Source organism: Nonomuraea sp. B5E05, assembly GCF_039880665.1.
Classification (GTDB): Bacteria; Actinomycetota; Actinomycetes; order Streptosporangiales; family Streptosporangiaceae; genus Nonomuraea.
Genome location: NZ_JBDPMJ010000037.1, coordinates 14,814 through 39,914 on the forward strand (window position 1 = coordinate 14,814; position 25,101 = coordinate 39,914).

Genomic DNA, 25,101 nt, shown 5'->3' on the forward strand with positions numbered 1-25,101 from the left:
ATGCGGGCGGCCGGCGCTCAGCGCCGGTCCAGGCCGGACAGCTGCCAGGCCAGGCGGCGGCGCACGGCGGGCAGCCGGCCCGCCAGCCGCAGCACGAGGTTGCGCAGCGGCCTCCTGGCGGCGCTCATGGTGGCCAGCGTCGTCAGGCGGCTCGCCAGCCCCACGACCTTCTCGGCGACGGGGCGGCGGGCCGCGGCGTAGCCGTCGAGCAGGTCGGGCGAGCCGCCTCCGAGCACTTTTGACAACGTCTCGCCCAGCATGACGGCGTCCTCGATGCCGAGGTTCATGCCCTGCCCGCCGGCCGGCGAGTGCACGTGCGCCGCGTCGCCGGCCAGCAGCACCCGCCCCTTCCTGTACGTCTCCGCGATGCGGTGGTGGACGCGGAAGCGCGATCCCCACACCACCTCCTCCACCACGGCGGGCACGGCCTCGGGCCCGCGCGTGGCGAGCAGCCGCTGCACGAACGCCACGCCGGGCTCGTGCGGGGCCTCGTCGACGGTGGCCACGATCCGGTGCAGCCCGTCGGGCAGCGGCGCGACCACCACGAGGCCTTCGGGCGAGAAGTACAGGATGACGTCGTCGGGCGGCACGCCGCCGCTCAGCCGCACGTCGGCGAGGGTGAACGACTCGGCGTAGGTGCCGCCGCCGAAGGCGATGCCCGACTGCTCGCGTACGAGGCTGTGCATGCCGTCGGCGCCCACCAGGTAGGCGGCCCGGACCGAGCGCCCGTCGTCGAGCGCGGCGGTGACACCGCCGGCGTCCTGCGCGAACGAGGTCACCCGCACGGGCCGCAACACCTCGCCGCCCAGCTCCTTCAGCCGGGCCAGCAGGTACGCCTCCGTGTCCGCCTGGGAGATCATCAGCGTGTACGGGTAGCGCGTGGGCAGCCCGTCGAAGGGCACCGGCACCAGCAGCCGATCGCGGTCGCGGATGGTGAAGCGGGGCGTGTGCACCCCGCGCTCGACGAGCGCCTGCGTGACGCCGTACGGCTCCAGCAGTTCGAGGGTGCGGGAGTGCACGACGGCGGCCCTGGAGGTGTTGGCGCCCTCGGCCTGCCCGTCGACGACCACCACGTGGTGGCCGAGCCGGGTCAGGACGACGGCGGTGGCCAGCCCCACCGGGCCGGCGCCGACGACGAGCACGTCTGTGTTGATCATGTCTCCTCCTCAGGAGAGCCAACGTTCGTAGGCCAACAACTGTTGACGTTAGATCCGGCCACCCTGGATGTCAACAGTTGTTGGCCTACAGTTGTTGGCATGAGGAGATCCTCCAGCGAGACGAAAGCGATCATCCTGGCCGCGGCCCGCGAGCGGTTCGCCGCCGACGGCTACGACCGGGCCACGATCAGAGCCATCGCCGCCGACGCGGGCGTCGACCCGGGCCAGGTCATGCGCTGCTTCGGCAACAAGGACCGGTTGTTCGCGGCGGCGTGCGCCATCCACCTGAACCTGCCCGACCTGCTCGGCACGCCGCCCGGCGAGGTCGCCGCCGCGCTCGTGCGCCACTTCCTGGAGCGCTGGGAGTCCGACGAGACCCTGCAGATCCTGCTGCGCACGGGCGTCACGAACGCGGCGGCGGCCGAGCGCATGCGCACCGTCTTCGTCGCACAGCTCGTTCCCGTCGCGGCCGCCCTGACCGGAGATCCGGAGGGCGCTCCGGTCCGGGCCGGACTCGTCTCGGCGCAAATACTCGGAATGGCCCTATGCCGTTATGTTCTGGCCATCCCTCCCATGGTCGCGCTGACCAGGGAAGAAGTCGTCGAGGCGATAGGCCCGGCCGTTCACCACTATCTCGGCATCGAATCCTGACGCACAACAGCCCCGCCATTAACTGTGTTAGCAACTGCCCCCTTTGCACGCACAACCAGATCATGTTAGATGGAGAGCAGAGGAACTGATCATGCGCCGGCAGAGAGGACCGGGCACCGTGACGCTGATACTCGATGGCGTCTTCGTGCGGCGGCGCGGGGAGACCTGGCTCGACGACATTCACCTGGAATTACCGAATGGAATGACCACCCTCGTCGGCCCCATGACCGCGGGAAAGACGACATTGATGCGCGTCGCAGCCGGTTTACTGCCGCCCGACTCCGGCCGGGTGGTGGTCGACGGAAAGGACGTGACCGGCATTTCCGTGCGCAAACGCTCGGTCGCCTTCGTCTATCAGCAGTTCATCAACTACCCGTCCCTGACCGTCTACGAGAACATCGCCTCGCCGCTCCGCCTCGACCCGAAGTTCCGCCGCGACGGGATCGACCGGCGGGTCCGCGAGGTGGCCGAGCTCATGGGCATCGCGGGGCTGCTCGACCGCCGGCCCGCCGAGCTGTCGGGCGGCCAGCAGCAGCGCACCGCCATCGCCCGCGCCCTGGCCCGCCCCGTCGACGTGCTGCTGCTCGACGAGCCCCTGGCCAACCTGGACTTCAAGTTGCGCGAACAACTCCGCGCCGACCTGAAGACCATGTTCGCCGGCTCCCCCGGCGTCGTCCTCTACGCCACCGCCGACCCGAACGAGGCGCTGACGTTCGCCGCGCCGACCGTGGTCCTGGGAGAGGGCAGGGTCCGGCACACCGGCGAGGTGGCCGAGATGTACGCCCACCCGCCCACGCTGGCCGTGGCGGCCACGCTCAGCGACCCGCCGCTCAACCTGCTGCCCGGCGTCGTACGCGACGGCCGCATCGAGTGCCTCGGCACCTCGTTCCCCGCGCCCCGCGCCCACGCCGACGGCCACCGCGTCATGCTCGGCGTGCGCCCCCACCAGGTCGGCATCACCCCCAACGGCGACGCCGCGCTCGAACTGCCCGCCGAGATCCGGCTCGCCGAGGTCACCGGCAGCGCGACGTTCCTGCACCTGCTGCTCCAAGGCGGCCTCCACCTGGTCGCCCACCTGGAGGGCACCCAGCTCTTCACGCCGGGCGAGTCCACGGTCGCCTACGTGGACCCGGCGCACGTCTTCGTCTTCGACGAGTCCGGGGGACGCCTGCTCGCCACCAGCGCCGCGGAGGTCGACCTGCATGGCTGACATCCGCCTCGAAGGCGTGGGGCACAGCTACGACGGCGGCCGCACGTGGGCGCTCAAGCCGATGACCTGGACGTGGCAGAGCTCCCGGGCGTACGCGCTGCTGGGGCCGAGCGGCTGCGGCAAGACCACGCTGCTGAACATCATCTCCGGCCTGATCACGCCCACGGCGGGCCGGATCTGGTTCGGCGACCGCGAGGTCACCGGCGTGCCGACGGCCGGCCGCAACATCGCGCAGGTCTTCCAGTTCCCGGTCCTGTACGAGGAGATGTCGGTCTACGACAACCTCGCCTTCCCCCTCCGCAACCGGAAATTTCCCAAGAAAGAGGTCGACCAGCGCGTTCGCCAGGTCTCCCAGCTCCTCGGCCTCGACCACGTGCTGCGCCGCAGGTCGCGCCGGCTCGACCCGGGCCGCCAGCAGATCGTCAGCCTGGGCCGTGGCCTGGTGCGCCCCCAGGTGGCGGCGGTCCTGCTGGACGAGCCGCTGACCGTGGTCGACCCGGCGCTCAAGTGGACGCTGCGCAGCAAGCTCAAGGAGATCCACCGCGACACCGGCCACACGCTGATCTACGTCACCCACGACCAGACGGAGGCGCTGACCTTCGCCGACGAGGTCGTGGTGCTCAACGACGGGGCGATGGTGCAGGCCGGCCCGCCGGCCGAGCTGTTCCTGTCGCCGGCGCACGAGTTCGTGGGGCACTTCATCGGCTCGCCGGGCATGAACATGGTGCCCGCCGAGATCGACGGCGCCGTCGTACGCGTCGGCACCACCGACGTGGGCGCCGCGCCCGACGGGCTGCCGCCGGGACCGGTCAGGATCGGGGTGCGGCCCGAGTTCGTCCGGATCGCCGGGCCCGACGCCTCCCCCGGCGCCTCCGCCACGGTCACCGGGATCGACCGCATGGGCGCGTACGACCTCGTGCACACCCGGGTCGGCGAGCACCCGGTGGTCGTCAAGACCGAGGCGGGCTCCGCCTGCGAGCCGGATAAGGCCGTGTTCCTCCACTTCCCCGCCGAGCGGACGTTCCTGTTCCGCGACGAGGTCAGGTGCGGCTCCCTCGCGCCGCTGAACGGAAGGGGGCCGACATGACCGACCAGACCACCGTCGCGCAGAGCCCGGCCGGCGCCGCCGAACCCGCGCCCCCTCCGGCCGAGGAGGCCAAGGACGCCCGGGTGGACCCCAGGCCGAAGAACAACCGCGCGTGGTGGCTGGTCCTGCCGGTGGTCGTGTCGGTGGCGTTCACGGCGGTGATCCCGCTGATGACCGTGGTCAACTACTCCGTCCAGGACGTCTTCAGCCCGAGCGAGCGCATCTTCGTCGGCCTGGAGTGGTTCCGGGACGTCGCCCGCGACCCCGAGGTGCGCGGGGCGTTCGTGCGCACGCTGCTGTTCTCGGCGCAGGTGCTGCTGATCGAGATCCCGCTCGGGGTGGCCATCGCCGTGGCGATGCCGCGCCGCGGCGTCTCGGTGTCGGTGGCGCTGGTGCTGGTCGCCCTGCCGCTGCTCATCCCGTGGAACGTGGTGGGCACCATCTGGCAGATCTTCGCCCGCGGCGACATCGGCCTGGGCGGCTGGGCGATCAACAACGTGCTCGGCGTCAACTTCAACTACACGCTCGACTCCACCGACGCCTGGCTCACCGTGCTGGTCATGGACGTGTGGCACTGGACGCCGCTGGTGGCGCTGCTGGCATACGCGGGGCTGCGCTCGATCCCCCAGCCGTATTTCCAGGCCGCGCAGATCGACGGCGCCTCGGCGTGGGCGACCTTCCGCCACATCCAGCTGCCCCGGCTGCGCGGGGTGCTGACGATCGCGATCCTGCTCAGGTTCATGGACAGCTTCATGATCTACACCGAGCCGTTCGTGGTGACGGGCGGCGGCCCCGGGAACGCGACGTCGTTCCTGAGCATCCTGCTGTCGAAGATCGCGGTCGGCCAGTTCGACCTGGGCCCGGCGGGCGCGTTCTCGCTGCTCTACTTCCTGTTCGTCCAGGTCCTCTGTTACGTCTTCTTCACCGTGCTGACCAGGTCGGGAAGGTGAACCGATGAGACGGCTCCCGTGGGCGCGCACGGTCCTCTGGCTCTACGTGGCCACGCTCATGTTGCCGATCCTGTGGATGTTCGGCATGTCGATCCGGCCGAACGAGGACATCCTCGGCAGTTTCTCGCTCATCCCCGAACGCGTGACGTTCGACAACTACGCCACGTTCTTCGGGGAGACGTCGTGGTATTCGAGCTATCTCAACTCCATCATCTACACCTCGCTCAACGCCGTGATGTCGCTCATCGTGGCGTTGCCCGCGGCCTACGCCTTCTCGCGTTTCCGGTTCGCCGGTGACAAACATCTGTTCTTCTGGCTGCTGACGAACCGGATGGCGCCGCCGGCGGTGTTCCTGCTGCCGTTCTTCCAGATCTACCAGAGCGTCGGCCTCTTCGACACGCACCTCGGCGTGGCCATCGCGCACATGCTCTTCAACGTGCCGCTCGCCGTCTGGATTCTCGAGGGTTTCATGTCGGGAATTCCCCGGGAGATCGACGAGACCGCCGCGATCGACGGCTATTCGCTGCCGCGCTTCTTCATCCGGATATTCCTGCCGATGATCCGCTCGGCCATCGGCGTGACCGCGTTCTTCTGCTTCATGTTCAGCTGGGTCGAACTCCTGATCGCCAGGACCATCACCTCGGTGAACGCCAAGCCCATCGCCGCGTCGATGACGCGGACGGTGAGCGCGGCGGGCGTCGACTGGGGCCTGCTGGCGACCGCCGGAGTGCTGACGATCGTGCCGGGCGCGATCGTCATCTGGTTCGTCCGCAACTACATCGCCAAGGGCTTCGCCATGGGGAGGGTGTAGCCGTGCTCGACTGGATGGTCTGGACCGTCCCCACGGCCCTGGTCTTCGCCGGACTCGCCGTGCTGCTGATCGTCATGACGGTCTGGGGCCGCATCTCGCCTCCCGTGGCCAGGCGGGGCTTCCTGCGCATCGAGACCGATCGGGGCGACCGGCTCTACATCGGCCTGATCAGCGCCGCCGTCGTGCTGGCGGGCTGGATCGCAATCACCGACCTGTCCATGTGGATCGCGCTCGGCTGCGCGCTGCTCGTGGCGGTCGCGATCGGCATATGGGGCTAACGGAAAGGGAGTCAGACGATGAGGCGACGGACGACGAGGTCCGCGACCATGGGGGCGGCGGCGCTCATCCTGGTGGTGGCCGGCTGCACGCAGGGCGCGGACAAGCCCACGAGCGACTTCAAGGAGGCCGACGGCCGGGCCGCCGCCCAGCGGTGGGTGTCGGAGGAGTTCACCCCGAGCACGCTGAGCAAGGACGAGCAGCTCGCCGAGATGGAGTGGTTCATGAAGGCCGCGGCCCCGTACCGGGGCATGCAGATCAACGTGGTCTCCGAGACGATCACCACGCACGAGTACGAGTCGCGCCAGCTGGCCAAGGCGTTCACCGAGATCACCGGGATCAAGATCAAGCACGATCTGATCCAGGAGGGTGACGTCATCGAGAAGCTGCAGACCCAGATCCAGGGCGACCAGAACATCTACGACGCCTACGTCAACGACTCCGACCTCATCGGCACCCACTCGCGCGGCGACTACGTGCTCCCGCTGTCGGACTACATGGCCGGCGAGGGCAAGAACGTCACCTCGCCCACGCTCGACCTCGACGACTTCATCGGCATCAGCTTCACCACCGGCCCCGACAAGAAGATCTACCAGCTGCCCGACCAGCAGTTCGCCAACCTCTACTGGTTCCGCTACGACTGGTTCACCGACCCCGACATCAAGAAGCAGTTCAAGGACGCCTACGGCTACGACCTCGGCGTGCCGGTCAACTGGGCGGCCTACGAGGACATCGCCGACTTCTTCACCAACAAGGTCAACGGCGACGGCACCATCGACGGCAAGAAGGTCTACGGCCACATGGACTACGGCCGCAAGGACCCGTCGCTGGGCTGGCGCTTCACCGACTCGTGGTTGTCCATGGCGGGCAACGGCGACCCCGGAATCCCCAACGGCCTGCCGGTGGACGACTGGGGCATCAGGGTCGAGAACTGCCGCCCGGTCGGCTCGTCCGTCACGCGCGGCGGCGACACCAACGGCCCCGCGGCGGTCTACTCGCTCACCAAGTACGTCGACTGGCTCAAGAAGTACGCCCCCAAGGAAGCGGCGGGCATGAACTTCAGCGAGGCGGGCCCGGTCCCCGCCCAGGGCCACATCGCCCAGCAGATCTTCTGGTACACCTCGTTCACCGCCGACATGACCAAGCCAGGGCTGTCCGTGGTCAACGAGGACGGCACGCCCAGGTGGCGCATCGCGCCGAGCCCGCACGGGGCGTACTGGAAGGAGGGCAACAAGCTCGGCTACCAGGACGCGGGCTCGTGGACGCTGCTGAAGAGCACGCCGGAGGAGCGCAGGGCCGCCGCCTGGCTGTACGCGCAGTTCGTCACGTCGAAGACCGTGTCGCTGAAGAAGTCGATCGTCGGCCTGACGTTCATCCGCGACTCCGACATCAGGAGCGACTACTTCGCCGAGAACTCCAAGAAGTACGGCGGGCTCATCGAGTTCTACGGCTCGCCGGCCCGCAAGCAGTGGACCCCGACCGGCACCAACGTGCCCGACTACCCCAAGCTGGCCCAGCTGTGGTGGCAGAACGTGGCCACGGCCGTGACCGGCGAGACCACGCCGCAGCAGTCGATGGACAACCTGGCCAAGCAGCAGGACGACATCCTGTCCCGGCTGGAGCGGCTCTCACGCGAGCGGGAGGGCTACGGCGGCCAGTGCGCGCCGAAGCTCAACCCGGAGCGTGACGCCCAGTACTGGTACGACCAGCCCGGCGCCCCCGCGCCGAAGCTGACCGACGAGCGCGGCAAGCCCGAGACGCTCGACTACGACAAGCTCATCGCCACCTGGAAGAAGTCCGACTAGCACCGCACGTGGCAGGAGCGCCGCCGCCCGTGGCAGGCCGGGCGGCGGCCGTCCGTCAGCCCGCCAACCGGCGGGCCAGCCAGTCGAAGGCCCGCTCCTGCATGGGCACGTCGAAGCTGTGCGGCACGTCGGCGAACACCGCCTCGTACGCTTCCGGGGCGTCGCGGTAACGTTCGCCGATCGTGGCGTGGGCGCGCCGCATCCCCGGCTCGGGGAACAGGTCGTCGCGCAGGGCGTACTGGACCATGAGAGGGCCGGGGGCGCGGGCGGCCACCAGGTCGGGCCAGTCGCCCAGCCGGGGCAGCCCCGGCGGGTAGAACATCCAGGTGTGCTTGGCGACGTGCCCGCCGAGCATGTCGCGGTAGGAGGACATCATCGCCGCGACGACGACCGCGCGCACCTGCGGGTCGAAGGCGCCGAGCAGCCCGGCGCGCAGCCCGCCGCCCGACAGGCCCGCGCACCCGACCGGCCCGACGTCCGGCCGGGAGCGCAGGTACGCCGCCGCGGCCAGGTCCTCGCCCGCGACCACGCCCGCGAACGACGTGCCGAGCATCGCGCAGTGTTTGGCCACGACGTGCTCGTGCGCGACGGCGGCCAGGTCGTAGCGGTCGGCCTCGCTCTCCGGGCCGTCCCCGGTCTCCAGCGGGAAGCGGCGGCTGCCCCAGACGAACACGTCGTGCGCGAGCACCGCGAAGCCCCGGCGGGCCAGCTCGTTGACGAACGCGCGCCCGCCGTACAGGTCCTGCCGTAGCCTGATCACCTCGGGCGACGGCCCTTCGGGACCGTCGGCGATCTTCTCCTTCCCGGCCCATTTCATCCCGGCGTGGCAGTGCAGCGCCACCACCCCGGGCAGCGGCCCGTCCGCGTCGCGCGGGCGCAGCAGGAACGCGCGGGTGCGCGGCCCGAACCCCACCGACCAGGACAGCTCCTCGCCCGCCAGGTCGCCGTCGGTCCAGGTGCGCTCGACCCGCACGTCACCGGCGGCCAGGTCGAGCACCCCCATCGCCGTACGGGCCGCCGCGCGCAGCTCGGGCCCCCCGAGCACGGGGTGAAGCCCGCGCTGCGCCGCGGCGATCTCCGCCAGCTCAGCGAACACGCGTGCCGTCGTCCTCCAGGACCACGGGGGCCCCGGTGCGGGCGGACATGGTGGCCGCGACGCCCGTCAGCACGCTGCGGATGCCGTCGCGGTAGCCGGCCTGCCGCGCCAGCGGGTCGCCGCCAGGGCCGCGGAAGACGTCGTCGAGCAGCAGGCGGTCGCCACCGCCATGCCCACCACCGTGCCCGCCGGCCCCGCTCTCGATCGGCACCTCCTCCGGCCTGCTCCAGTGGCGGCGCAGCGTCAGCCGCTCCCACGCCCCCGACGCGTGCTCCTTGGAGGCGGCGCTCGGGTCGATGGCGGCGTGCGGCGGGGTCCACTCCCGCTCGACGACGTCCAGCTCCAGCCGCCCCTCCGTGCCGTTGAAGGCCACGCGGTAACCCTCCCAGGGGGCGTGGGCGTGCAGCGAGTACGTCATGATCGCGCGGTTGGTGTAGCGCACCAGCACGGACATGTTGTCGTCGATGGTGACGCCCTCGCCGAAGACGTCCTGGTCGCGCACGTAGCCGTCCTCGTGCTCGGCGTCGAGGTAGAGGCGCTTGAGGCGCGGGTCGGCGGAGATGTCCAGGATGAACGGGTCGCTGCCCAGGCCGGGGGCGCCCTGCCCGCGCTCGGGACGGGGGTCGAGCCCGCGCTTCCTGGCGTTCTCGGCGCCGTAGAAGCGCAGGTCGGTCTGGGCGAAGACCAGTTCGGGCGCCGCCGCCAGCCACCAGTTGACCAGGTCGAAGTGGTGGGTGGACTTGTGCACGAGCAGGCCGCCCGAGCTGTCCCTGTCGCGGTGCCAGCGGCGGAAGTAGTCGGCGCCGTGGATCGTGTCGAGCGTCCACTCGAAGTGCACGGAGGTCACCTCGCCGATCGCGCCGTCCACGAGGATGCGGCGCACGGCGGAGTTGCGCGGCGAGTAGCGGTAGTTGAAGGTGACGATCAGCTTGCCGCTGCTGCGCTCGGCCGACGCCGCGATGGCCGCGCAACCCTCGGCGTCGACGGTGAGCGGCTTCTCGACGACGACGTCCTTGCCGGCGTCGAGCGCCGCGCACACGTAACGGGCGTGCGCGGCGTCGACCGTGGTGACGATGACCGCGTCGGCGAGCTCGAGCACCTTGCCGAACTCAGCGGGCGAGAAACGCGGCACCTGGGCACCGATCCGCTCGGCGTAGTAGTCCATGCGGGTGCGGTTGGTGTCGCACAGGGCGACGATGGTGCCGGCGTCGCGCCACTCCCCGAGCAGCGCGTCGACGTACATCTGCGCGCGGTGCCCGAGCCCGACGAACGCGTACTTCATGTCTCTCCTTTGTCGCGAAGGATCAGCCCGCGATCGAGGCGTTGGCCTCGGTCAGGAACTTCTGTGCGGCGTCGTCGGGGGTCATCCTGCCGAACAGGACCTCCTCCGAATACCGCGTCAGGATGTCTTCCATGGCGCTGGCGCCCTTGGGCGGCGCGGCCGGCGGGTCCGACAGCTCGCTCCTGACCTCGTCGATGAAGTCGAGCGTCTTGATGTCGGTGGCCGGCAGCTTGTCCTTGACCGCCGCCAGCACCTTGGAGCTGGCCGGCAGGCCGCGGTCGCTCAGGATGATCTCGCCCGCCTCGGGGTCGTTGATCATGAAGTCGATGAACTTGGCGGCCTCGGCCGGGTGCTCGGTCTTCGACGAGGCGGTGTAGAGCATCGCCGGCTGCAGGAACATGCCGCCGGTGGTGGCGCCCTCCGCCTTCGGCATCCGCAGCAGGCCGACCTCCTGGCCCGACGCCTTGTTGATGGCGCCGAGCTGGTTGCTCCACCACATGCCCATCGCACCGGTGTTGGTGCCGAGCAGCGACTGGTCCACGCTCTGGGCGCCGATCTCGACGCTCTTGGCGGCGTCGGGGGTGCCCTTGGACTTGATCAGGTCCTGCATGTTGGCCCACCACGCCTTGAGCGTGTCAGGCGAGATGCCGAGCTTGTTGCCCTGGTAGAACTGCTCGCCGCGCTGGGCGGCGAAGATCTGCAGGTAGCCCGGGTTGAAGCTCTGCTGCGTGCCGAAGACCTTGCCGCCGCTCTCCGCGGTGATCTTCGTCGCCAGGTCGACGTAGTCCTTCCAGGTCCACGTGGTGTCGTCGGGCAGCTTCTGCCCGTTCTTCTCGACCAGGTCCGGGTTGACGACCAGGCTGAAGGCGTTGACGCCGGTGGGGATGGCGTACTGCTTGCCGTCGAGGGAGCCGGTGGCCAGCACCTTGGCGTCGATGTCGGCGGTGTTGACCTTGCCGGCGAGGTCGGCCAGCGCGCCGCGCTCGGCGTATTCGCGCAGGCCGCGGATCTCGATGGTGATGACGTCCGGCGCGTCGTTACCCGCGACCTTGGTGGCCAGCGTCTCGTAGTAGCTGCCGAAGTCGGAGAACTCGCCCTCGATGTCGATGTTCGGGTTCTTCGCCTCGAACTTCTTGATCGCCTCTTCGGTCATCTTCTGCCGCGCGTCGCTGCCCCAGTAGGAGAAGCGCACCTTGACCTTGCCGTCGGCGCTCTCGCCGCCGCTGTCACTGCCGCAGGCCGCGGTGACCGCCAGCACGGCGGTGGCGAGCAGGGCCGCCGACCACATCTTCTTGCCAGAGCTCACGGCTCTACCTCCTAGGGGGGTCTTCTTGGGTTGGGGGGTGGGGTAACTACTTCAGTCCCGTGGTGGCGACACCACGGATCAGGTACTTCTGCCCGGCCAGGAAGAAGCCGAAGATCGGGCCGAGCGCGATGATCGACATGGCGAACATAGGGCCCCACGACGACTCTCCACTAGAGTCCAGGAACGTCCGCAACGCGACCGGGACAGTGAAGTTGTCCGGGTTGTTGAGATAGAGCAGCTGGCTGAGGAAGTCGTTCCACGTCCAGATGAACGTGAAGATCGCGGTGGTGGCCAGGGCGGGCAGCGAGAGCGGCATGACGACCCTGATGAAGATGCGCCAGTAGCCCGCGCCGTCGATCTCGGCCGCCTCGTCCAGCTCCCTCGGCAGGGTGCGGATGAACTGCACCATGAGGAAGATGAAGAACGCGTCGGTGGCCAGCACCTTCGGCATGACCAGCGGCCAGATCGTGTTGATCAGGTCCAGCTCGGAGAACATGATGTACTGCGGCACGATCACCACGTGGTGCGGCAACATGATCGTGCCCAGCATGATCGTGAACCAGAGTTTCTTCAGCGGGAAGTTCAGCCGCGCGAAGGCGTAGGCGGCCAGCGAGCAGGCCACCAGGTTCGCCACCACCGACAGCGCGGTGATGACCGCGGAGTTCCACAGGTAGTAGCCGAAGGGGTGCTTCAGCGCGGTCCAGCCCTCGGTGTAGTTGTCCAGCGTGACCTCGTTCGGCAGCAGGCCGGGCTGCCGGAAGATGAGCTCCTCCGGCTTGAGCGAGCTGGAGACCATCCAGAGCAGCGGATAGAGCATGATCACGCCGAAGCCGATCAGCAGGAGGTGCTTGACCACCGGTCCGCCCTTGAGCGGGCGGAACAGAACCGGAAGCGGCCTACTTGGTGTCGCCATAGAAGACCCAATACTTGGAAGCGAGGAAGTTCACCCCGGTCAGCCCGGCGATGATGAGCAGCAGGACCCACGCCATCGCGGCCGCGTAGCCCATGTCGTAGTCCCTGAAACCGTTCAGGTAGAGGTAGAGCGTGTAGAACAGCGTCGAGTCGGCGGGGCCGCCGGTGCCGTTGCTCACGATGAACGACTGCGTGAACGACTGGAACGACTTGATGATCTCGAGCACCAGGTTGAAGAAGATGATCGGCGTCAGCAGCGGCAGCGTGATCGCCCTGAACTGCCGCAGAGGGCCGGCGCCGTCGACCGCGGCGGCCTCGTAATAGCTGCTGGGGATCTGGCGGAGCCCGGCCAGGAAGATGATCATGGGGGCGCCGAACGTCCACACGTGCAGGATGATCAGCGTGCTGAGGGCGTAATCGGGGTGGCCGACCCAGCCGGGGCCCTGGATGCCGAATGCCCCGAGCAGCGCGTTGACCAGGCCGTCGGCCCCGAAGACCTTGCGCCAGAGGATCGCGATCGCGACGCTGCCGCCGAGCAGCGAGGGCAGGTAGAAGATCGAGCGGTAGATCGCCAGGCCGCGCAGCCCTCGGTCGAGCACCAGGGCCAGCGCGAGCGCGAAGGCGAGCTGCAGCGGCACCGAGACGACCACGTAGATCGTGGTGACCTTCAGCGAGGAGATGTACCTCGGGTCCTCGGTGAACATCTTGACGTAGTTGTCGAAGCCGACCCACTTGGCCTCCTCCAGGAGGCTGTAGTCGGTGAACGACAGGTAGAGCGAGGCGAGGATCGGGCCGATCGTGATGACGAGCAGGCCGGCGAACCAGGGGGCCAGGAAGAGATAGGCGGCCCGCGCCTCGCGACGGGAGCGTTTCGTGGAGCGGTGTCCGCCACCACGCGCGGGTCCGGTCACCGCCTCCCGGGGCTTCACCGCCACCGAGTCAGCCATGACGGAACTCACTCCTCATGAAGAACCCTCCGGCGAGATGAGTACTGGATAGCGCTTTCCTATAGCTGGCACGAAAGATGCGTCAACCCTTTGCAGGCGTTACCTAGCCGTTACCGATATATCGTTGAGGTGTTTGCCCAGCTAGACGAGTTGGCCTCGACAGAAGTCAGATGAATTTGCCCCTCGTTTAGTACAACCGTTTGCAGTTCTCCGCTAACGCGGAGCAGCCGTGGAATCCCTGACGACCAGCCGGGTCTCCAACGAGGTGGTGGCGCTCACCTCCTGGATGAGCAGATCGACCGCGAGCCGCCCCGCCGCGGCGGTGGGCATGGCGACCGTGGTGAGTTTGGGACGGTTGAGCCGTCCTGGAACGATATCGTCGATCCCCACGACGCTCACGTCCGCGGGAACGCTCAGCCCCAGATCGCCGAGGCCCTCGATGAGCCCGATCGCGACCAGGTCGTTGTAGGCCAGCACGCCGGTCACCCCGGCGTCGCGCACCCGGCCCGCCGCGGCGAAGCCGCCCCGCTCCGTGGGCGCGTTGGGGCCGATGACGGCGAGCTCCACTCCCGGCACCTGCTCGGCGGCGGCGCGGATCTCCGCGCTCGTCCACGAGCCGGCGGGACCCGACACCAGCGCCACCCTGCGGTGCCCGAGCCCGGCCAGATGCTCGACGGCCAGCCTGGCGCCGTGGCCGACGTCCATCAGCACGGTGGCGGCCCCCCGCAGCCGCCGGTTGATCACCACGAAGGGCACCCGCTCGGCCAGCCGCTCCAGCGCCTTGTTGGACGAGCGCGGGCTGCACAGCACCACGCCGTCCACCTGCTTGGAGAACGCCTGCACCAGCTCCTCCTCGGCGGCCGGCTCCTCGTCGGTGTCGGCCACGAACAGGTGGTAGTCGCGCTGCCTGGCGGCCGCGTGGGCGGCCTTGATCAGCGGCGGGAAGAACGGGTTGGCGATGTCGGCCACGATCAGGCCGAGATTGTGGGTGCGCCCGGTCGTGAGCGCCCTGGCCGCCCTGTTGGGCCGGTATCCGAGCTCCTCGGCCACCGTCAGCACCCTCGTGCGGGTGGCGGCGTTCACCATGTGCGGCGCGGAGAACGTCCGCGACACGGTCGATACATGCACACCGGAGGCCCGGGCCACATCACGAATCGTCACAGTCACAATCGCACACCCTAACGCAACCGCTTGCAGAGGCCATGGGGCAGATGAAAGCGCTTGCTGTACTATCCCGCACCCTGAGCAACCAGAAAACCCCAGCTAGACCGCCGGTCATGAAATCACCTCTTGACGCCCTGCCCTTCCTGACACAAAGGTTTAGTGCAACTGTTTGCAGTCTTGAAGGAGCCCCTCACGGTGAGCAGAGTCCTCGTCACCGGAAGCGCAGGACGCCTCGGCCGCAGCGTGGTCACAACGCTCGCGAAGGCCGGGCACGAGGTCATCGGCGTGGACCGCGCCCCAGGAACCCCAGGTGAGGCCGCCGCCACCTTACCCGCCGACCTCACCGACACGGGAGAGGCGTTCGAGACGATCGCCCGATTCCGGCCGGAGACGGTGATCCATCTGGCCGCGATCGCCACCCCCTTCAGCCGCCCGGAGTCGGTGATCTACAAGGTCAACACCCAGCTGGCGTACAACGTCTGCGAAGCGTCCGTGGCGCTCGGCGTGGCCGGCGTGGTCGTGGCCAGCAGCCCCACCGTGCTCGGGTACGGCGCCCCCGGCGGCTGGGCGCCGGCGTACCTGCCGATCGACGAGGAACACCCCGTGCGGCCGTGGAACGCCTACAACCTGTCCAAGGTGGCGGCCGAGCAGACGATGAAGGCCTTCGCCGTGGCCGGGAGGACCAGGATGGCCGCGGTCCGGCCGTGCTTCGTCATCCCGCCCGAGGAGTGGGCGGGCGCGCCGACCCAGTCGGGGCACACCGTCAAGGAGCGGCTGGACCGGCCGGAGCTCGCCGGTGTCTCGCTGTTCAACTACATCGACTCCCGCGACGCCGCCGACATGATCGCCGTGCTCGCCCAGGCCCTGCCGGAGCTGCCGAACGGCGAGGTCTTCTTCGCCGGCGCCGCCGACGCGCTGGCCAGGAAGCCGCTGGCCGAGCTGCTCCCCCAGGCCGTGCCCGGCACCGAGCAGCTGGCGGCCGGGCTCACCGGCACCACCCCGGCCTTCTCAATCACCAAGGCAGAGCGCCTGCTCGGCTGGCAGCCGAAGCGGAGCTGGCGCACCGAACTCAAGGACGTTCGATGAATCTCAGCGGTGTGCTGTTCTTCCCCGTGACCCCGTTCGACGCCGGCGGCGGGCTCGCCGAGGAGGTGCTGGCCGAGCACGTCTCCCAGCGCATGGAGCACGGCCCGGGCGCCGTCTTCGCAGCCTGCGGCACCGGCGAGTTCTCCGCCCTGTCGGAGTCTGAGCACGCCCGCGCGGTGCGGGTGACGGCCGAGGCCGTGGGCGGCCGGGTGCCGGTGTTCGCGGGCGCGGGCGGCCCGCTCGGCGCGGCGCTGAGCCAGGCGCGGGCCGCCAAGGAGGCGGGCGCGGACGGGCTGCTGCTCATGCCGCCGTACCTGGCGCAGGGGCCGGGGCACGGCTACGCCGCGTACGTGTCGGCGATCGCCGCCGAGCTGCCGGTGATCATCTACCAGCGCGGCACGGTCGTGCTGGAGCCCGACACCGTGGTCGAGCTGGCCGGGATCCCCGGGGTGATCGGGCTCAAGGACGGCCTGGGCGACATCGACCGGATGCAGCGGACCGTGCTGGCCGTGCGCGAGATGTTCCCCGGGTTCCTGTTCTTCAACGGGCTGCCGACGGCCGAGCTGACCATGCCCGCCTACCGGGGCATCGGCGTGGAGCTCTACTCCAGCGCGGTGTTCGCGTTCGCGCCGGAGATCGCCACGGCCTACCTGAAGGGCGACGAGCGGCTGCTGACGGAGTTCTACGCCCCCCTCGTACGGCTGCGCGGCAAGGTCCCCGGCTACCCGGTCTCGCTGGTCAAGGCCGGCGTCCGGCTGCGCGGCCTGGACGTGGGCGGCGTCCGCCCGCCGCTGGTGGACGTCACCGGCGAGCATCTCGAGGAGCTGGAGGCGCTGATCAAGACCGGTCTCGAACTGGTGGCGTCATGACCGTCGCCGAGCTGCGTACCGAGCTGCGCAGCGTCCCGCTGCCCCGTCCCTGGGGCGCGGACGTGCCGGCCAACCACGTGATCGTCACCCACGTCACGCTGGCGGACGGGCGCACCGGCAGCGGCTTCTCGTGGACGCCGCAGATCGGCGCGCACGCCGTCAAGGCGCTGCTCGACCACGACGTGCGGGAGGCGCTGATCGGCCTCGACCCGCACCCCGAGGTGGTGTGGGACCGGCTCTGGCGGCGCCTGCGGGAGGCGGGCCCCGGCGGGATCACCACCGTCGCGCTGGCCGGCGTCGACCTGGCGCTGTGGGACCTGCGCTGCGGCGAGCGCGACCTGGCCGGCGTGCTCGGGCGGCGGCGCGACGAGGTCCCGGTCTACGGCAGCGGCGTCAACCTGCACTACCCCCTGGAGGAGCTGGTCGCGCAGGCCCGCCGCTGGGTGGCGGCCGGCTACCGGGGCGTCAAGATCAAGGTGGGCCGTCCCGACCTGGCCGAGGACGTGGCCCGGGTGGCCGCGGTCCGCGAGGTGATCGGCCCCGACCGGCTGCTGATGATCGACGCCAACCAGCGGTGGGACCTGCACCGGGCGCGGCGGGCCCTCGCCGCGCTGCGCGCGTTCGACCTGCACTGGATCGAGGAGCCGCTGCCCGCCGACGACGTGGCCGCGCACGTGGAGCTGCGCCGCTCCACCGACGTGCCGGTCGCCGTCGGCGAGAACGTCTACACCACGTACGGCTTCCGCGACCTGCTCGCGGCCGGCGCGTGCGACGTCGTCCAGCCGAACGTGGCGCGGGTCGGCGGCATCACGCCGTTCCTGCGGATCGTGGAGCTGGCCAGGACGTACGACGTGCCGGTCTACCCGCACCTGCTGAGCGAGATGTCGGGGCAGCTCGCGCTGGCCCTGCCGCTGCCCGCCATGGTCGAGGACGTGGAGGACGCCTCGTTCGCCGCCCTCGGGCTGCTGGCCGAGCCGTACCCGGTGCAGATCTCCGGCGGCGCCCTCCGCGCGGGCGCGCACGCCGGGCTCGGGCTGAGGTGGTCGTGATGACGCCCGCGAGGATCGTGCTGGCCGGAGCCCACGGGCACGGCCGGCACCACCTGCGTCAGCTGCACCTGCTGTCGGACTCCGGCGTGGCCGAGCTGGCCGGGATCTGCGACGTGCGCCCGGTCGAGGTCGGCTTCGGCGCGCCCCTGCAGTCGCCCGACCTGCGCGAGCTGATCGCGAAGACCGGCGCGGAGATCACGATCATCTGCACGCCGATCCACACCCACGCCGACCTCGCGGTGACCGCGCTGCACGCGGGCTCGCACGTGCTGCTGGAGAAGCCGCCGGCCGCGACGCCCGAGGCGCACCAGAAGATCGCCGCCGCCGTCGCGGAGACGGGGCTGGCCTGCCAGGTCGGCTTCCAGTCGCTCGGCTCCGAGGCGATCCCGGCGCTGCGCGACCTGATCGCGGGCGGCGGCCTCGGACGGGTGCGCGGCATCGGCGGCGCGGGCGCCTGGGAGCGTCCCGCCTCCTACTTCACCCGCTCGGCCTGGTCGGGCAGGCGCCGGCTGGACGGCGCCGACGTGGTGGACGGCGCGCTCACCAACCCGTTCGCGCACGCCGTGGCCACCGCCCTGGCCCTCGTGGACAGCCCGATCGCGGACATCGAGACCGAGCTCTACCGCGCCAACACGATCGAGTCGGACGACACGTCCTGCGTGCGGATCCGCCTCGACGACGGCCTCGTGCTCACCGTCGCGGTGTCGTTGTGCGCGCCGGAGCGGCACGAGCCGTATCTGGTGGTGCACGGCGACGCGGGCCGGGCCACGCTCGTCTACACCCAGGACAGCGTCAGGGTCGAGCTGCCGGACGGGTCGGTCACGACCACCGTGTACGACCGTACCGACCTGCTGGACAACCTGCTCGACCACGTGCGCGCGGGGACCCCGCTGCTGGTCCCGCTGGCCCGTACGGAGAGGTTCACGCAGGTGCTGGACGCGGTGCGGCTGGCGCCCGAGCCGCTGCCGATCGCCGAGCGGCACCAGGAGGTCGAGCGGGACGGCGGGGGCGCGGTCGTGCGCCGGGTCCTGCCGGACATCGCCGGCCTCACCGCCCGCAGCGCCGAGCGGCTGGCGCTCTACTCCGAGCTGGACGTGCCATGGACCCGGGTGGAGCTGCTGGCCGGCGACCGCCCGGTGGCCCGCTACGAGACGCGGCCCGACCTGCCGGCGACCGGCTCCCCCCGCCCCTACCTGCACCGGGTGCGTACGCTGGGCGGCGTCGAGGTCACCGAGGTCAGGCCCGAGGACCACGTCCACCACCTCGGCGCCGGGGTGGCCATCGCCGACCTGGGCGGGGCGAACTTCTGGGGCGGCCGCACCTACGTCAGGGACCAGGGGCCCACCTGGCTCGACGACCACGGCGTCCAGCGGCACGTGGCGTTCTCGCGGCTCGACGACGGCGGCTTCGTCGAGCAACTGGAGTGGATCGGGCCCGGCGGCAGGCTGATGGCCCGCGAGGAGCGCACGATCACCGTACGGCCGCTCCAGGACGCCTGGGCCCTGGACTTCGCGTTCACGCTCACCAACCTCACCGGAGCCGAGCTGGAGATCAACAGCTCGGCCACCAAGGGCCGCGCGGGCGCCGGCTACGGCGGCTTCTTCTGGCGCGCCCCCGGCTCCTCGACCGCCAGGACGACCCTGCCGGGGGACGAGCGGGCGGTGCACGGCAGCCGGGACCGCTGGATCGCCATGTCCGGCACCGACCCGGACGGGCGGGACTGGACGCTGGTGTTCGCGCAGGACGGCGACGACCCCTGGTTCGTACGCGTCGAGGAGTATCCGGGGGTGGGCCAGGCGCTGGCCTGGGACCGGCCGCTGATCGTCGCGGACACGCTGACCAGGCGTGTCGTCACGGCGGTGGTGGACGGCCGGCTCGACCACGCGGCGGCCGTCGCGCTCGCCGCCGCGCTCTGAGCCCTGACCGCCCGCCGGGCGCTGCGCCCTAGTCGCGCGGCGCCGGGTCGGCGGGCTCCGGAGGGCGCGGGCCCTCGTCACGGCCCGCGCCGGACCTGAGCAGGCGCAGCGCCCCCCGCGACAGGGCCACCAGGATGTCGGCCGCCTCGTCGAGGTCGGGGTAGCGGCCCTCCAGGTGGCCGATGGCCAGGGCGTTGGTGGCCGCGTTGATGCCGTCGGCGATCATTTCGAGCCGCCGCCTGTCGTGCTCGTCGTCGGCGGTGTAGCCGAGGGCGGCCAGGTCGGTGGCGTGGTGCTCGCGGTAGGCGGCGGCGGTCTCCGTGGCGAAGCCGCGCAGCGAGGACGACGGGTCGTGCCGGGCCCGCAACTGGATGCGGAGCAGCTCGGGGTGGCGGCAGATGGCCTCCAGGGGGATGCGGAAGGTGTCGCGGTGGCGTTCGAGGTCGCCGGGGGCCTCGCGAGCGGCCCTGCGCGCCTCGCGCATGGAGTGGCGCAGCCGCCGGCCGCCCTCCTCGGCGAGCACCCTCAGCAGGTCCTGCATGTCCTTGAAGTGCACGTAGAAGCTCGACTGCGCGATGCCGGCGGCCCTGGCGACCTTGACGGTGGTCAGCCCGGCCTCGCCCTCCTCGTCGAGGATCGCGAGCGCGGCCCTGATCAGCCTGCGCCGGGTCAGGTCTTTCGCCTCGCTCCTGCTGAGCGGTGTGCTCGTCATCGACGGCCTTCCCCTCCCGTGACGCGTCTCCCCTTGTGCGGATTTTCACCGATAGTACTATCGGTGAAATTGAGGGCTGACCGGGGAGGCACCACCCCACCGATTCACCGTAAGGAGCAGCATGGCCATCGACTTCACCCTCGCCCCCGAGCACGAGGAGATCCGCAAGCGGGTCCGCGCCTTCATCCAGGGCACCGTGGCCCCCGCCATGGAGGAGGTGGCGGAGGGCGACCGCGACGCCTACCTCCGCACGATCTTCCACCTGCGCTCCCTCGCCAGGGCCGAGGGCCTGTGGCTGCCCCACATGCCGAAGGAGTGGGGCGGCATGGGCCTCGGCCACGTGGAGCTGGCCATGGTGCAGTCGGAGGCGGCCAAGACCCGCATCGGCCCGTGGGTGCTCAACTGCCAGGCCCCCGACGAGGGCAACATGCACACTCTGCTGCACTGGGCGAACGACGAGCAGAAGGAGAAATACCTCCGGCCCCTCCTGGAGGGCACCAAGATGTCGTGCTTCGCCATGACCGAGCCGGAGGTCGCGGGCTCCGACCCCACCCTGATCCAGACGACCGCCGTACGCGACGGCGACGAGTGGGTGATCAACGGCCACAAGTGGTTCATCTCCAACGCCCGCCGCGCCAACTTCGCCATCCTCATCGCGAGGACCGAGCAGGACGTGCCGGCCGGCTCGCGCGGCGCCAACACCGCCTTCCTCGTCGACCTGCCCGACCCCGGCTGGAACGACGTGCGCGAGGTCGAGACGATGCACGGCTCGACCGGCCACAGCGAGATCCTCATCGAGGACCTGCGGCTGCCCGGCAGCCAGATCCTCGGCGGCCGGGGCAACGGCCACCGGCTCGGCCAGCATCGCCTGGGCCCGGCCCGGCTCGCCCACTGCATGCGCTGGATCTCACAGGCCGAGACCGCCCTGGACATGATGGTCGGCCGCGCGCTCACCCGCTACAGCCACGGCTCCCTGCTGGCCGAAAAGCAGGGCGTCCAGTGGCTGATCGCCGACTCGGCCATGGAGCTCTACCAGTGCAAGCTGATGGTGCTGCACGCCGCCTCGAAGATCGACAAGGGCGAGGACTTCCGCACTGAGGTCTCGATGGCCAAACACTTCGTCGCGAACAGCCTCAACCGCATCATCGACCGGGCCATCCAGGTGCACGGGGCGCTCGGCTACTCGACGGACACGCCGCTGGCGCACATGTTCCAGCACGCCCGCTGGGCCCGCTTCGCCGACGGCGCCGACGAGATCCACCAGATGCGCATCGCCGAACGCACCATCGCCGCCTACCAGGCCACCGGCTCCACCGCCTCCGCCACCGGCGACCTGCCCCTCTAATGTCGGCAGGACATTTTCCTACTTCATTGATAATCTGTCCCCATGAAAGAAGATTCGTACGGCATCGGCGAAGGTCCTGCGACCCGGGTCAGCCTTTCCCTGCCGGAAGGCACGGCTGCGGCCATAAGCGAGAGGGTCGGCAAGCGCGAATTCTCTGCCTACGTCGCGGCGGCGGTCGAGCGCGAGCTGCGAGGCCAGATCCTGGACGAATATCTCGCCGACTACGAGCGGCGCAAGGGCGCGATATCCGCGCAGGAGCAGGACAAAGCGCGTCAGATCTTCGACGAAGTGTTCGCCGATGAGGCCCAGTGGCCCGCCGCAAGCTGAGCCACGAGGGGACCCTCGTCCTGGATTGCGAGGGTCTCTCCAAGCTGCTCGACGACCACGAGCCCACGGTCGCGCAGGTGGCCGAGGCTCGTCACCGGGGCATGGAGGTCGTGATCAACGCGCTCACCATCGTGGAGGCCACACATCGCCGCACCGACCAGGCCCGGCTGGCCTGGCTCCTGTCAGGCTTCCGCATCTCGCCGATCAGCGACAAGGAGGCCAGAGCGGCGTCCGCTCTTCTGCTCGGCACGGGGCTGCACGGACACAAGTACGCGATCGACGCTGCGGTCGCCGAAATGGCCATACGACAACAACGGCCCGTCGTCATGCTGACCTCGGATGTGGACGACATGAAGAAGCTCTGCGGAGATCGGGTACACCTCGTCGGGATATGAGCGCCGAATGCTCTCCGCTGGTCAGGAAGGCACCCGCGGTGCGGTGAGCGGGAGGATCTCGCGCTCGTAATAGCCTTCAAGGTCCTCGCCCGCGGCGAACAACTTGTCCAGATCGCCCCGGCAGGCGGCGATCACCTCCTGGTCGTCGATCCGCCGGGCGCCGCTGTGCAGGCCGAGAGCGTCGTACGTCACCTCGTACATCACCGAGGTCCCCAGCACCACCAGCTCGGGCAACCGCCGGTCGATCTCCAGGTCGGCCACCTGCTGGGCGGCGAGCACCCGCACCTCCTCGCCCACCGCGCCGCGCGATGCCAGCACGTGCATCTCCCAGCGCAGGTAGGAGGTGAGGGGCGGCTCGACGATCCGCAGCCGCCTGCGCGCGAACCCCCCGGACGCGGCCTGCCCGTCGTCGATCAGCCTGAAGGAGCGGACCCGGTCGCCCGCCGTCAGCGCGGCCCGTCCCGGCTCGCCGGCGTCGGAGAAGCTCTGCACCCGCTCGACCTTCCACAACACGCCGTCCATCCGGCGGTAGCTGGGCCAGAAGTCGTCGAGGTAGTCGTCGGCGCTCAGCGAGACGGCCGGTATCTCGTGGATGCGCTCAAGCATGGAAACTGTCCCTCGTCGCCGGCCGTTACCCTGCCTATCACCGGCCGGCCCTCGGATAAACGGAAGCGGCCAGCCTGGTGCGGCGCGTACGCGCTCGATGCATACGGGCAGGCCCGGCTATCACAACCCTGCCGAATCACGGCGGGGGCGGTCGGTCCCTCGCCGCTCCGCGGCCGGGACAGGCGTGGTCAGGTCGCGGAGGTCGCGAGCGTTCTGATCGTGAAGTCGATCGCCGTGGCGAGCCGTTGGGGGTCGTGTCCGGTGCGTTCGCGTACGCGTAGTCCAAGCACCGTCGTGAACAGCAGCTCCACTGCGGCGTCAACGTCCAGTGTGGCGGGCAGGTCGCCGTCGCGGATGCCGCGGCGGAGCAGTGACGCCAGGGTTTTCCTGGTGACTTCGAACGCGGCCTCGGTCTTTTGCTGGATCTCGGGGTCGGTGGTGCCGAGTTCGGCAGCCGTGTTGACCACGAAGCAGCCGCGACCGGCCTCGTGGCTGATCATCCAGATCAGCCATTCCCGCAGGACTTCGAGGCTGGGGCCGGCGGCGCTGAGCTGTTCTTCCGCTTGCGTGGACTCCGTCGCCCGATAGTGGTCCAGCGTCCGCAAGAACAGTGTGCGCTTGTCGTTGAAGGTGCGATACAGGCTGCTTTGCTTGAGTCTGAGCTCGGCGCCCAGGTCACGGACGGACGTGGCGTTGTAGCCGCGACGCCAGAACAGGTCGGTCGCCTTGGCGATCACGTCTTGCTCGTCGAACTCCCTGGGTCGTGCCATGGTCGCCACTCTACCAACGTTGTGGAGCGGGCGCTCCCGTATTAGGGTGTGCCGTCATATGGGAGCGATCGCTCCCGAATGAGTGAAGGGAGACACGACGTGACGGCAACGGACCCTACGACGACCGGGCGAGACACGTCAGCGAAGCATCCATGGATCGCGGTGTCCGCCGTGGCCCTCGGCACATTTCTCCTGGTCACGGCCGAGCAGCTCCCCATCGGGCTGCTCACTCCCGTCGGATCGGCGCTGTCGGTTTCTGAGGGGACGGCCGGCTTGATGGTCACGGTCCCCAGCATCGTCGCCGCCATCGCGGCACCGGTGGTCCCGGTACTCGTCGGCAGGATGGATCGCCGGCTCCTGCTCGTCGCCTTGATGGGACTCATGACCCTCGCCAACGTGGCCTCCGCCCTGGCCCCGGACTATCCGCTCCTGATCAGCGCCCGGGTGCTGGTCGGGGTGGCGATCGGCGGGTTCTGGGCCATCGCCGGGGGTCTGGCCGTCCGGCTCGTCCCCGCCCCGCTCGTGCCGCGGGCCACGGCGATCATCTTCGGCGGCGTCGGGGCGGCGAACGTTTTCGGCGTCCCCATCGGCACGGTGATCGGCGGGCTGGCGAGTTGGCGGATCGCGTTCGGCGCGCTGAGCGCGCTCGCCCTGGTCGTGCTGGTCGCCCTGCTGGCCGTGCTGCCACCGTTGACGGCGGCTCAGCCCGTCGGCCTGCGGCGGCTGGCCGACCAGTTCCGCAATCAGGGCGTCCGGGTCGGCATCCTGGCGACCTTCCTGATCGTGACCGGCCACTTCGCGGCCTACACGTTCATCAGCCCGGTGCTGCAGCAGTTGTCCGGCATCGACGAGCAACTCGTCGGGCCTCTGCTGTTCGGATTCGGCCTGGCGGGCGTCGCAGGGAACTTCATCGCGGGTGCCGCCGTGGCGAACAGGCTCCATCGGACGGTCCTCACCATCGCCGCCGCCTTGGGGGTGACCGTGCTGCTCTACCCGATAGCAGGGCTCACCGCGGCGGGTGGGGTGGCGCTGCTCGTCGTCTGGGGCCTGGTGTACGGCGGGGTCTCCACGAGTCTCCAAACGTGGATGATCAGGTCCGCGCCGCAAGCGGTCGAGGAAGCCTCCGCTCTGTGGGTGGCGGTGTTCAACCTCTCGATCGGTCTCGGCGCGCTGGCCGGCGGCACGATCGTCGATGCCCTGCCGCTCCAGGGCATCCTCTGGCTCGCCGGCGTTCTCATCCTGGGGGCCGGGCTGGCGGTGTGGAGTGCACGCCGAAACGACAGCCTTCGATGACACCCGTCTCGCCGATCTGCGGCGATCACGTTCACCGCGCATCGACTTCGGACATCGATACAGGTCCCAGATGCGAGTA

25 protein-coding genes are annotated in these 25,101 nt (G+C 69.9%); 15 read left to right on the forward strand and 10 right to left on the reverse strand.

From position 1 onward, the window contains the following. Positions 1–17: 17 nt before the first annotated feature. Positions 18–1,157, reverse strand: coding sequence for an FAD-dependent oxidoreductase (locus tag ABGB01_RS40775; RefSeq protein WP_347779243.1), 1,140 nt, complete (start codon positions 1,155–1,157; stop codon positions 18–20). 99 nt (positions 1,158–1,256) lie between these two features. Here ABGB01_RS40775 and ABGB01_RS40780 point away from each other — a divergent pair, with 99 nt between their 5' ends. The 7 genes from ABGB01_RS40780 to ABGB01_RS40810 all read left to right on the forward strand — a co-directional run bounded on the left by ABGB01_RS40780 (position 1,257) and on the right by ABGB01_RS40810 (position 7,947). Then, positions 1,257–1,808 (forward strand): TetR family transcriptional regulator, encoded by a 552-nt coding sequence (locus tag ABGB01_RS40780; RefSeq protein ID WP_347779244.1) that lies wholly within the window; start codon positions 1,257–1,259, stop codon positions 1,806–1,808. Positions 1,809–1,926: 118 nt separating this feature from the next. Then, positions 1,927–3,018 (forward strand): ABC transporter ATP-binding protein, encoded by a 1,092-nt coding sequence (locus ABGB01_RS40785; RefSeq protein ID WP_347779246.1) that lies wholly within the window; start codon positions 1,927–1,929, stop codon positions 3,016–3,018. Next, positions 3,011–4,105, forward strand: coding sequence for an ABC transporter ATP-binding protein (locus ABGB01_RS40790; protein WP_347779248.1), 1,095 nt, complete (start codon positions 3,011–3,013; stop codon positions 4,103–4,105). Before ABGB01_RS40785 ends, ABGB01_RS40790 begins: the two co-directional genes overlap by 8 nt. Then, a complete protein-coding gene (locus tag ABGB01_RS40795; RefSeq protein ID WP_347779250.1) occupies positions 4,102–5,055 on the forward strand; it encodes a sugar ABC transporter permease in 954 nt (317 codons plus the stop codon). Before ABGB01_RS40790 ends, ABGB01_RS40795 begins: the two co-directional genes overlap by 4 nt. Positions 5,056–5,059: 4 nt before the next feature. Then, positions 5,060–5,866, forward strand: coding sequence for a carbohydrate ABC transporter permease (locus tag ABGB01_RS40800; protein WP_347779252.1), 807 nt, complete (start codon positions 5,060–5,062; stop codon positions 5,864–5,866). Positions 5,867–5,868: 2 nt separating this feature from the next. Further along, entirely contained in the window at positions 5,869–6,144 is a 276-nt protein-coding gene (locus tag ABGB01_RS40805; protein WP_347779253.1) for a DUF2160 family membrane protein, read from the forward strand. A gap of 18 nt (positions 6,145–6,162) precedes the next feature. Beyond that, positions 6,163–7,947 (forward strand): ABC transporter substrate-binding protein, encoded by a 1,785-nt coding sequence (locus ABGB01_RS40810; RefSeq protein ID WP_347616076.1) that lies wholly within the window; start codon positions 6,163–6,165, stop codon positions 7,945–7,947. Positions 7,948–8,002: 55 nt separating this feature from the next. Here the strand turns inward: ABGB01_RS40810 and ABGB01_RS40815 are convergent, their stop codons facing one another. The 6 genes from ABGB01_RS40815 to ABGB01_RS40840 form a co-directional block, all read right to left on the reverse strand. Beyond that, the gene (locus ABGB01_RS40815; RefSeq protein ID WP_347779255.1) at positions 8,003–9,043 is read right to left on the reverse strand and encodes a hypothetical protein; all 1,041 of its coding nucleotides are present in this window, start codon (positions 9,041–9,043) and stop codon (positions 8,003–8,005) included. Then, positions 9,033–10,325 (reverse strand): Gfo/Idh/MocA family oxidoreductase, encoded by a 1,293-nt coding sequence (locus ABGB01_RS40820; RefSeq protein WP_347779256.1) that lies wholly within the window; start codon positions 10,323–10,325, stop codon positions 9,033–9,035. The genes ABGB01_RS40815 and ABGB01_RS40820 overlap by 11 nt, the downstream gene beginning before the upstream one ends. Positions 10,326–10,347: 22 nt before the next feature. Further along, on the reverse strand, positions 10,348–11,631 hold the full coding sequence (locus ABGB01_RS40825) for an extracellular solute-binding protein (protein WP_347779257.1): 1,284 nt from the start codon (positions 11,629–11,631) through the stop codon (positions 10,348–10,350). Between the two features lie 46 nt (positions 11,632–11,677). Further along, entirely contained in the window at positions 11,678–12,544 is an 867-nt protein-coding gene (locus ABGB01_RS40830) for a carbohydrate ABC transporter permease (protein ID WP_347616080.1), read from the reverse strand. Further along, complete coding sequence (locus tag ABGB01_RS40835; protein WP_347779259.1) at positions 12,528–13,490, reverse strand: sugar ABC transporter permease; 963 nt, start codon at positions 13,488–13,490, stop codon at positions 12,528–12,530. Before ABGB01_RS40835 ends, ABGB01_RS40830 begins: the two co-directional genes overlap by 17 nt. Before the next feature lie 213 nt (positions 13,491–13,703). Next, on the reverse strand, positions 13,704–14,657 hold the full coding sequence (locus ABGB01_RS40840) for a LacI family DNA-binding transcriptional regulator (protein WP_347779260.1): 954 nt from the start codon (positions 14,655–14,657) through the stop codon (positions 13,704–13,706). A gap of 192 nt (positions 14,658–14,849) precedes the next feature. On the opposite strand from ABGB01_RS40840, the gene ABGB01_RS40845 reads away from it, so the two are divergent. The 4 genes from ABGB01_RS40845 to ABGB01_RS40860 are packed head-to-tail and all read left to right on the forward strand — an operon-like array spanning position 14,850 to position 19,574. Further along, positions 14,850–15,740, forward strand: coding sequence for an NAD(P)-dependent oxidoreductase (locus ABGB01_RS40845; protein WP_347779261.1), 891 nt, complete (start codon positions 14,850–14,852; stop codon positions 15,738–15,740). Further along, entirely contained in the window at positions 15,737–16,609 is an 873-nt protein-coding gene (locus ABGB01_RS40850; protein ID WP_347779263.1) for a 5-dehydro-4-deoxyglucarate dehydratase, read from the forward strand. Before ABGB01_RS40845 ends, ABGB01_RS40850 begins: the two co-directional genes overlap by 4 nt. Continuing rightward, positions 16,606–17,658 carry a mandelate racemase/muconate lactonizing enzyme family protein gene (locus tag ABGB01_RS40855; RefSeq protein ID WP_347779265.1) on the forward strand — a complete coding sequence of 351 codons (1,053 nt, stop codon included), beginning with the start codon at positions 16,606–16,608 and terminating at the stop codon, positions 17,656–17,658. Before ABGB01_RS40850 ends, ABGB01_RS40855 begins: the two co-directional genes overlap by 4 nt. Beyond that, positions 17,658–19,574, forward strand: a complete 1,917-nt coding sequence (locus ABGB01_RS40860; protein WP_347779266.1) for a DUF6807 family protein — start codon at positions 17,658–17,660, stop codon at positions 19,572–19,574. The genes ABGB01_RS40855 and ABGB01_RS40860 overlap by 1 nt, the downstream gene beginning before the upstream one ends. 28 nt (positions 19,575–19,602) lie before the next feature. Here ABGB01_RS40860 and ABGB01_RS40865 read toward each other — a convergent pair whose 3' ends face one another. Further along, on the reverse strand, positions 19,603–20,286 hold the full coding sequence (locus tag ABGB01_RS40865; RefSeq protein WP_347779268.1) for a TetR family transcriptional regulator: 684 nt from the start codon (positions 20,284–20,286) through the stop codon (positions 19,603–19,605). A gap of 121 nt (positions 20,287–20,407) precedes the next feature. Here ABGB01_RS40865 and ABGB01_RS40870 point away from each other — a divergent pair, with 121 nt between their 5' ends. Genes ABGB01_RS40870 through ABGB01_RS40880 form a run of 3 tightly spaced genes read left to right on the forward strand, consistent with a single transcriptional unit; the run spans position 20,408 to position 22,353 of the window. After that, positions 20,408–21,631, forward strand: coding sequence for an acyl-CoA dehydrogenase family protein (locus tag ABGB01_RS40870; protein ID WP_347779270.1), 1,224 nt, complete (start codon positions 20,408–20,410; stop codon positions 21,629–21,631). Positions 21,632–21,673: 42 nt separating this feature from the next. Next, complete coding sequence (locus ABGB01_RS40875) at positions 21,674–21,958, forward strand: hypothetical protein (protein ID WP_347779271.1); 285 nt, start codon at positions 21,674–21,676, stop codon at positions 21,956–21,958. After that, positions 21,940–22,353, forward strand: coding sequence for a DNA-binding protein (locus ABGB01_RS40880; RefSeq protein ID WP_347779272.1), 414 nt, complete (start codon positions 21,940–21,942; stop codon positions 22,351–22,353). The genes ABGB01_RS40875 and ABGB01_RS40880 overlap by 19 nt, the downstream gene beginning before the upstream one ends. A gap of 21 nt (positions 22,354–22,374) precedes the next feature. Here ABGB01_RS40880 and ABGB01_RS40885 read toward each other — a convergent pair whose 3' ends face one another. Continuing rightward, positions 22,375–22,959 (reverse strand): DUF6879 family protein, encoded by a 585-nt coding sequence (locus ABGB01_RS40885; protein ID WP_347779273.1) that lies wholly within the window; start codon positions 22,957–22,959, stop codon positions 22,375–22,377. A gap of 188 nt (positions 22,960–23,147) precedes the next feature. Further along, on the reverse strand, positions 23,148–23,729 hold the full coding sequence (locus tag ABGB01_RS40890) for a TetR/AcrR family transcriptional regulator (RefSeq protein ID WP_347616091.1): 582 nt from the start codon (positions 23,727–23,729) through the stop codon (positions 23,148–23,150). A 162-nt stretch (positions 23,730–23,891) separates the two neighbouring features. On the opposite strand from ABGB01_RS40890, the gene ABGB01_RS40895 reads away from it, so the two are divergent. Beyond that, positions 23,892–25,022 carry an MFS transporter gene (locus ABGB01_RS40895; RefSeq protein WP_347779275.1) on the forward strand — a complete coding sequence of 377 codons (1,131 nt, stop codon included), beginning with the start codon at positions 23,892–23,894 and terminating at the stop codon, positions 25,020–25,022. The last annotated feature ends 79 nt before the right edge of the window (positions 25,023–25,101 follow it).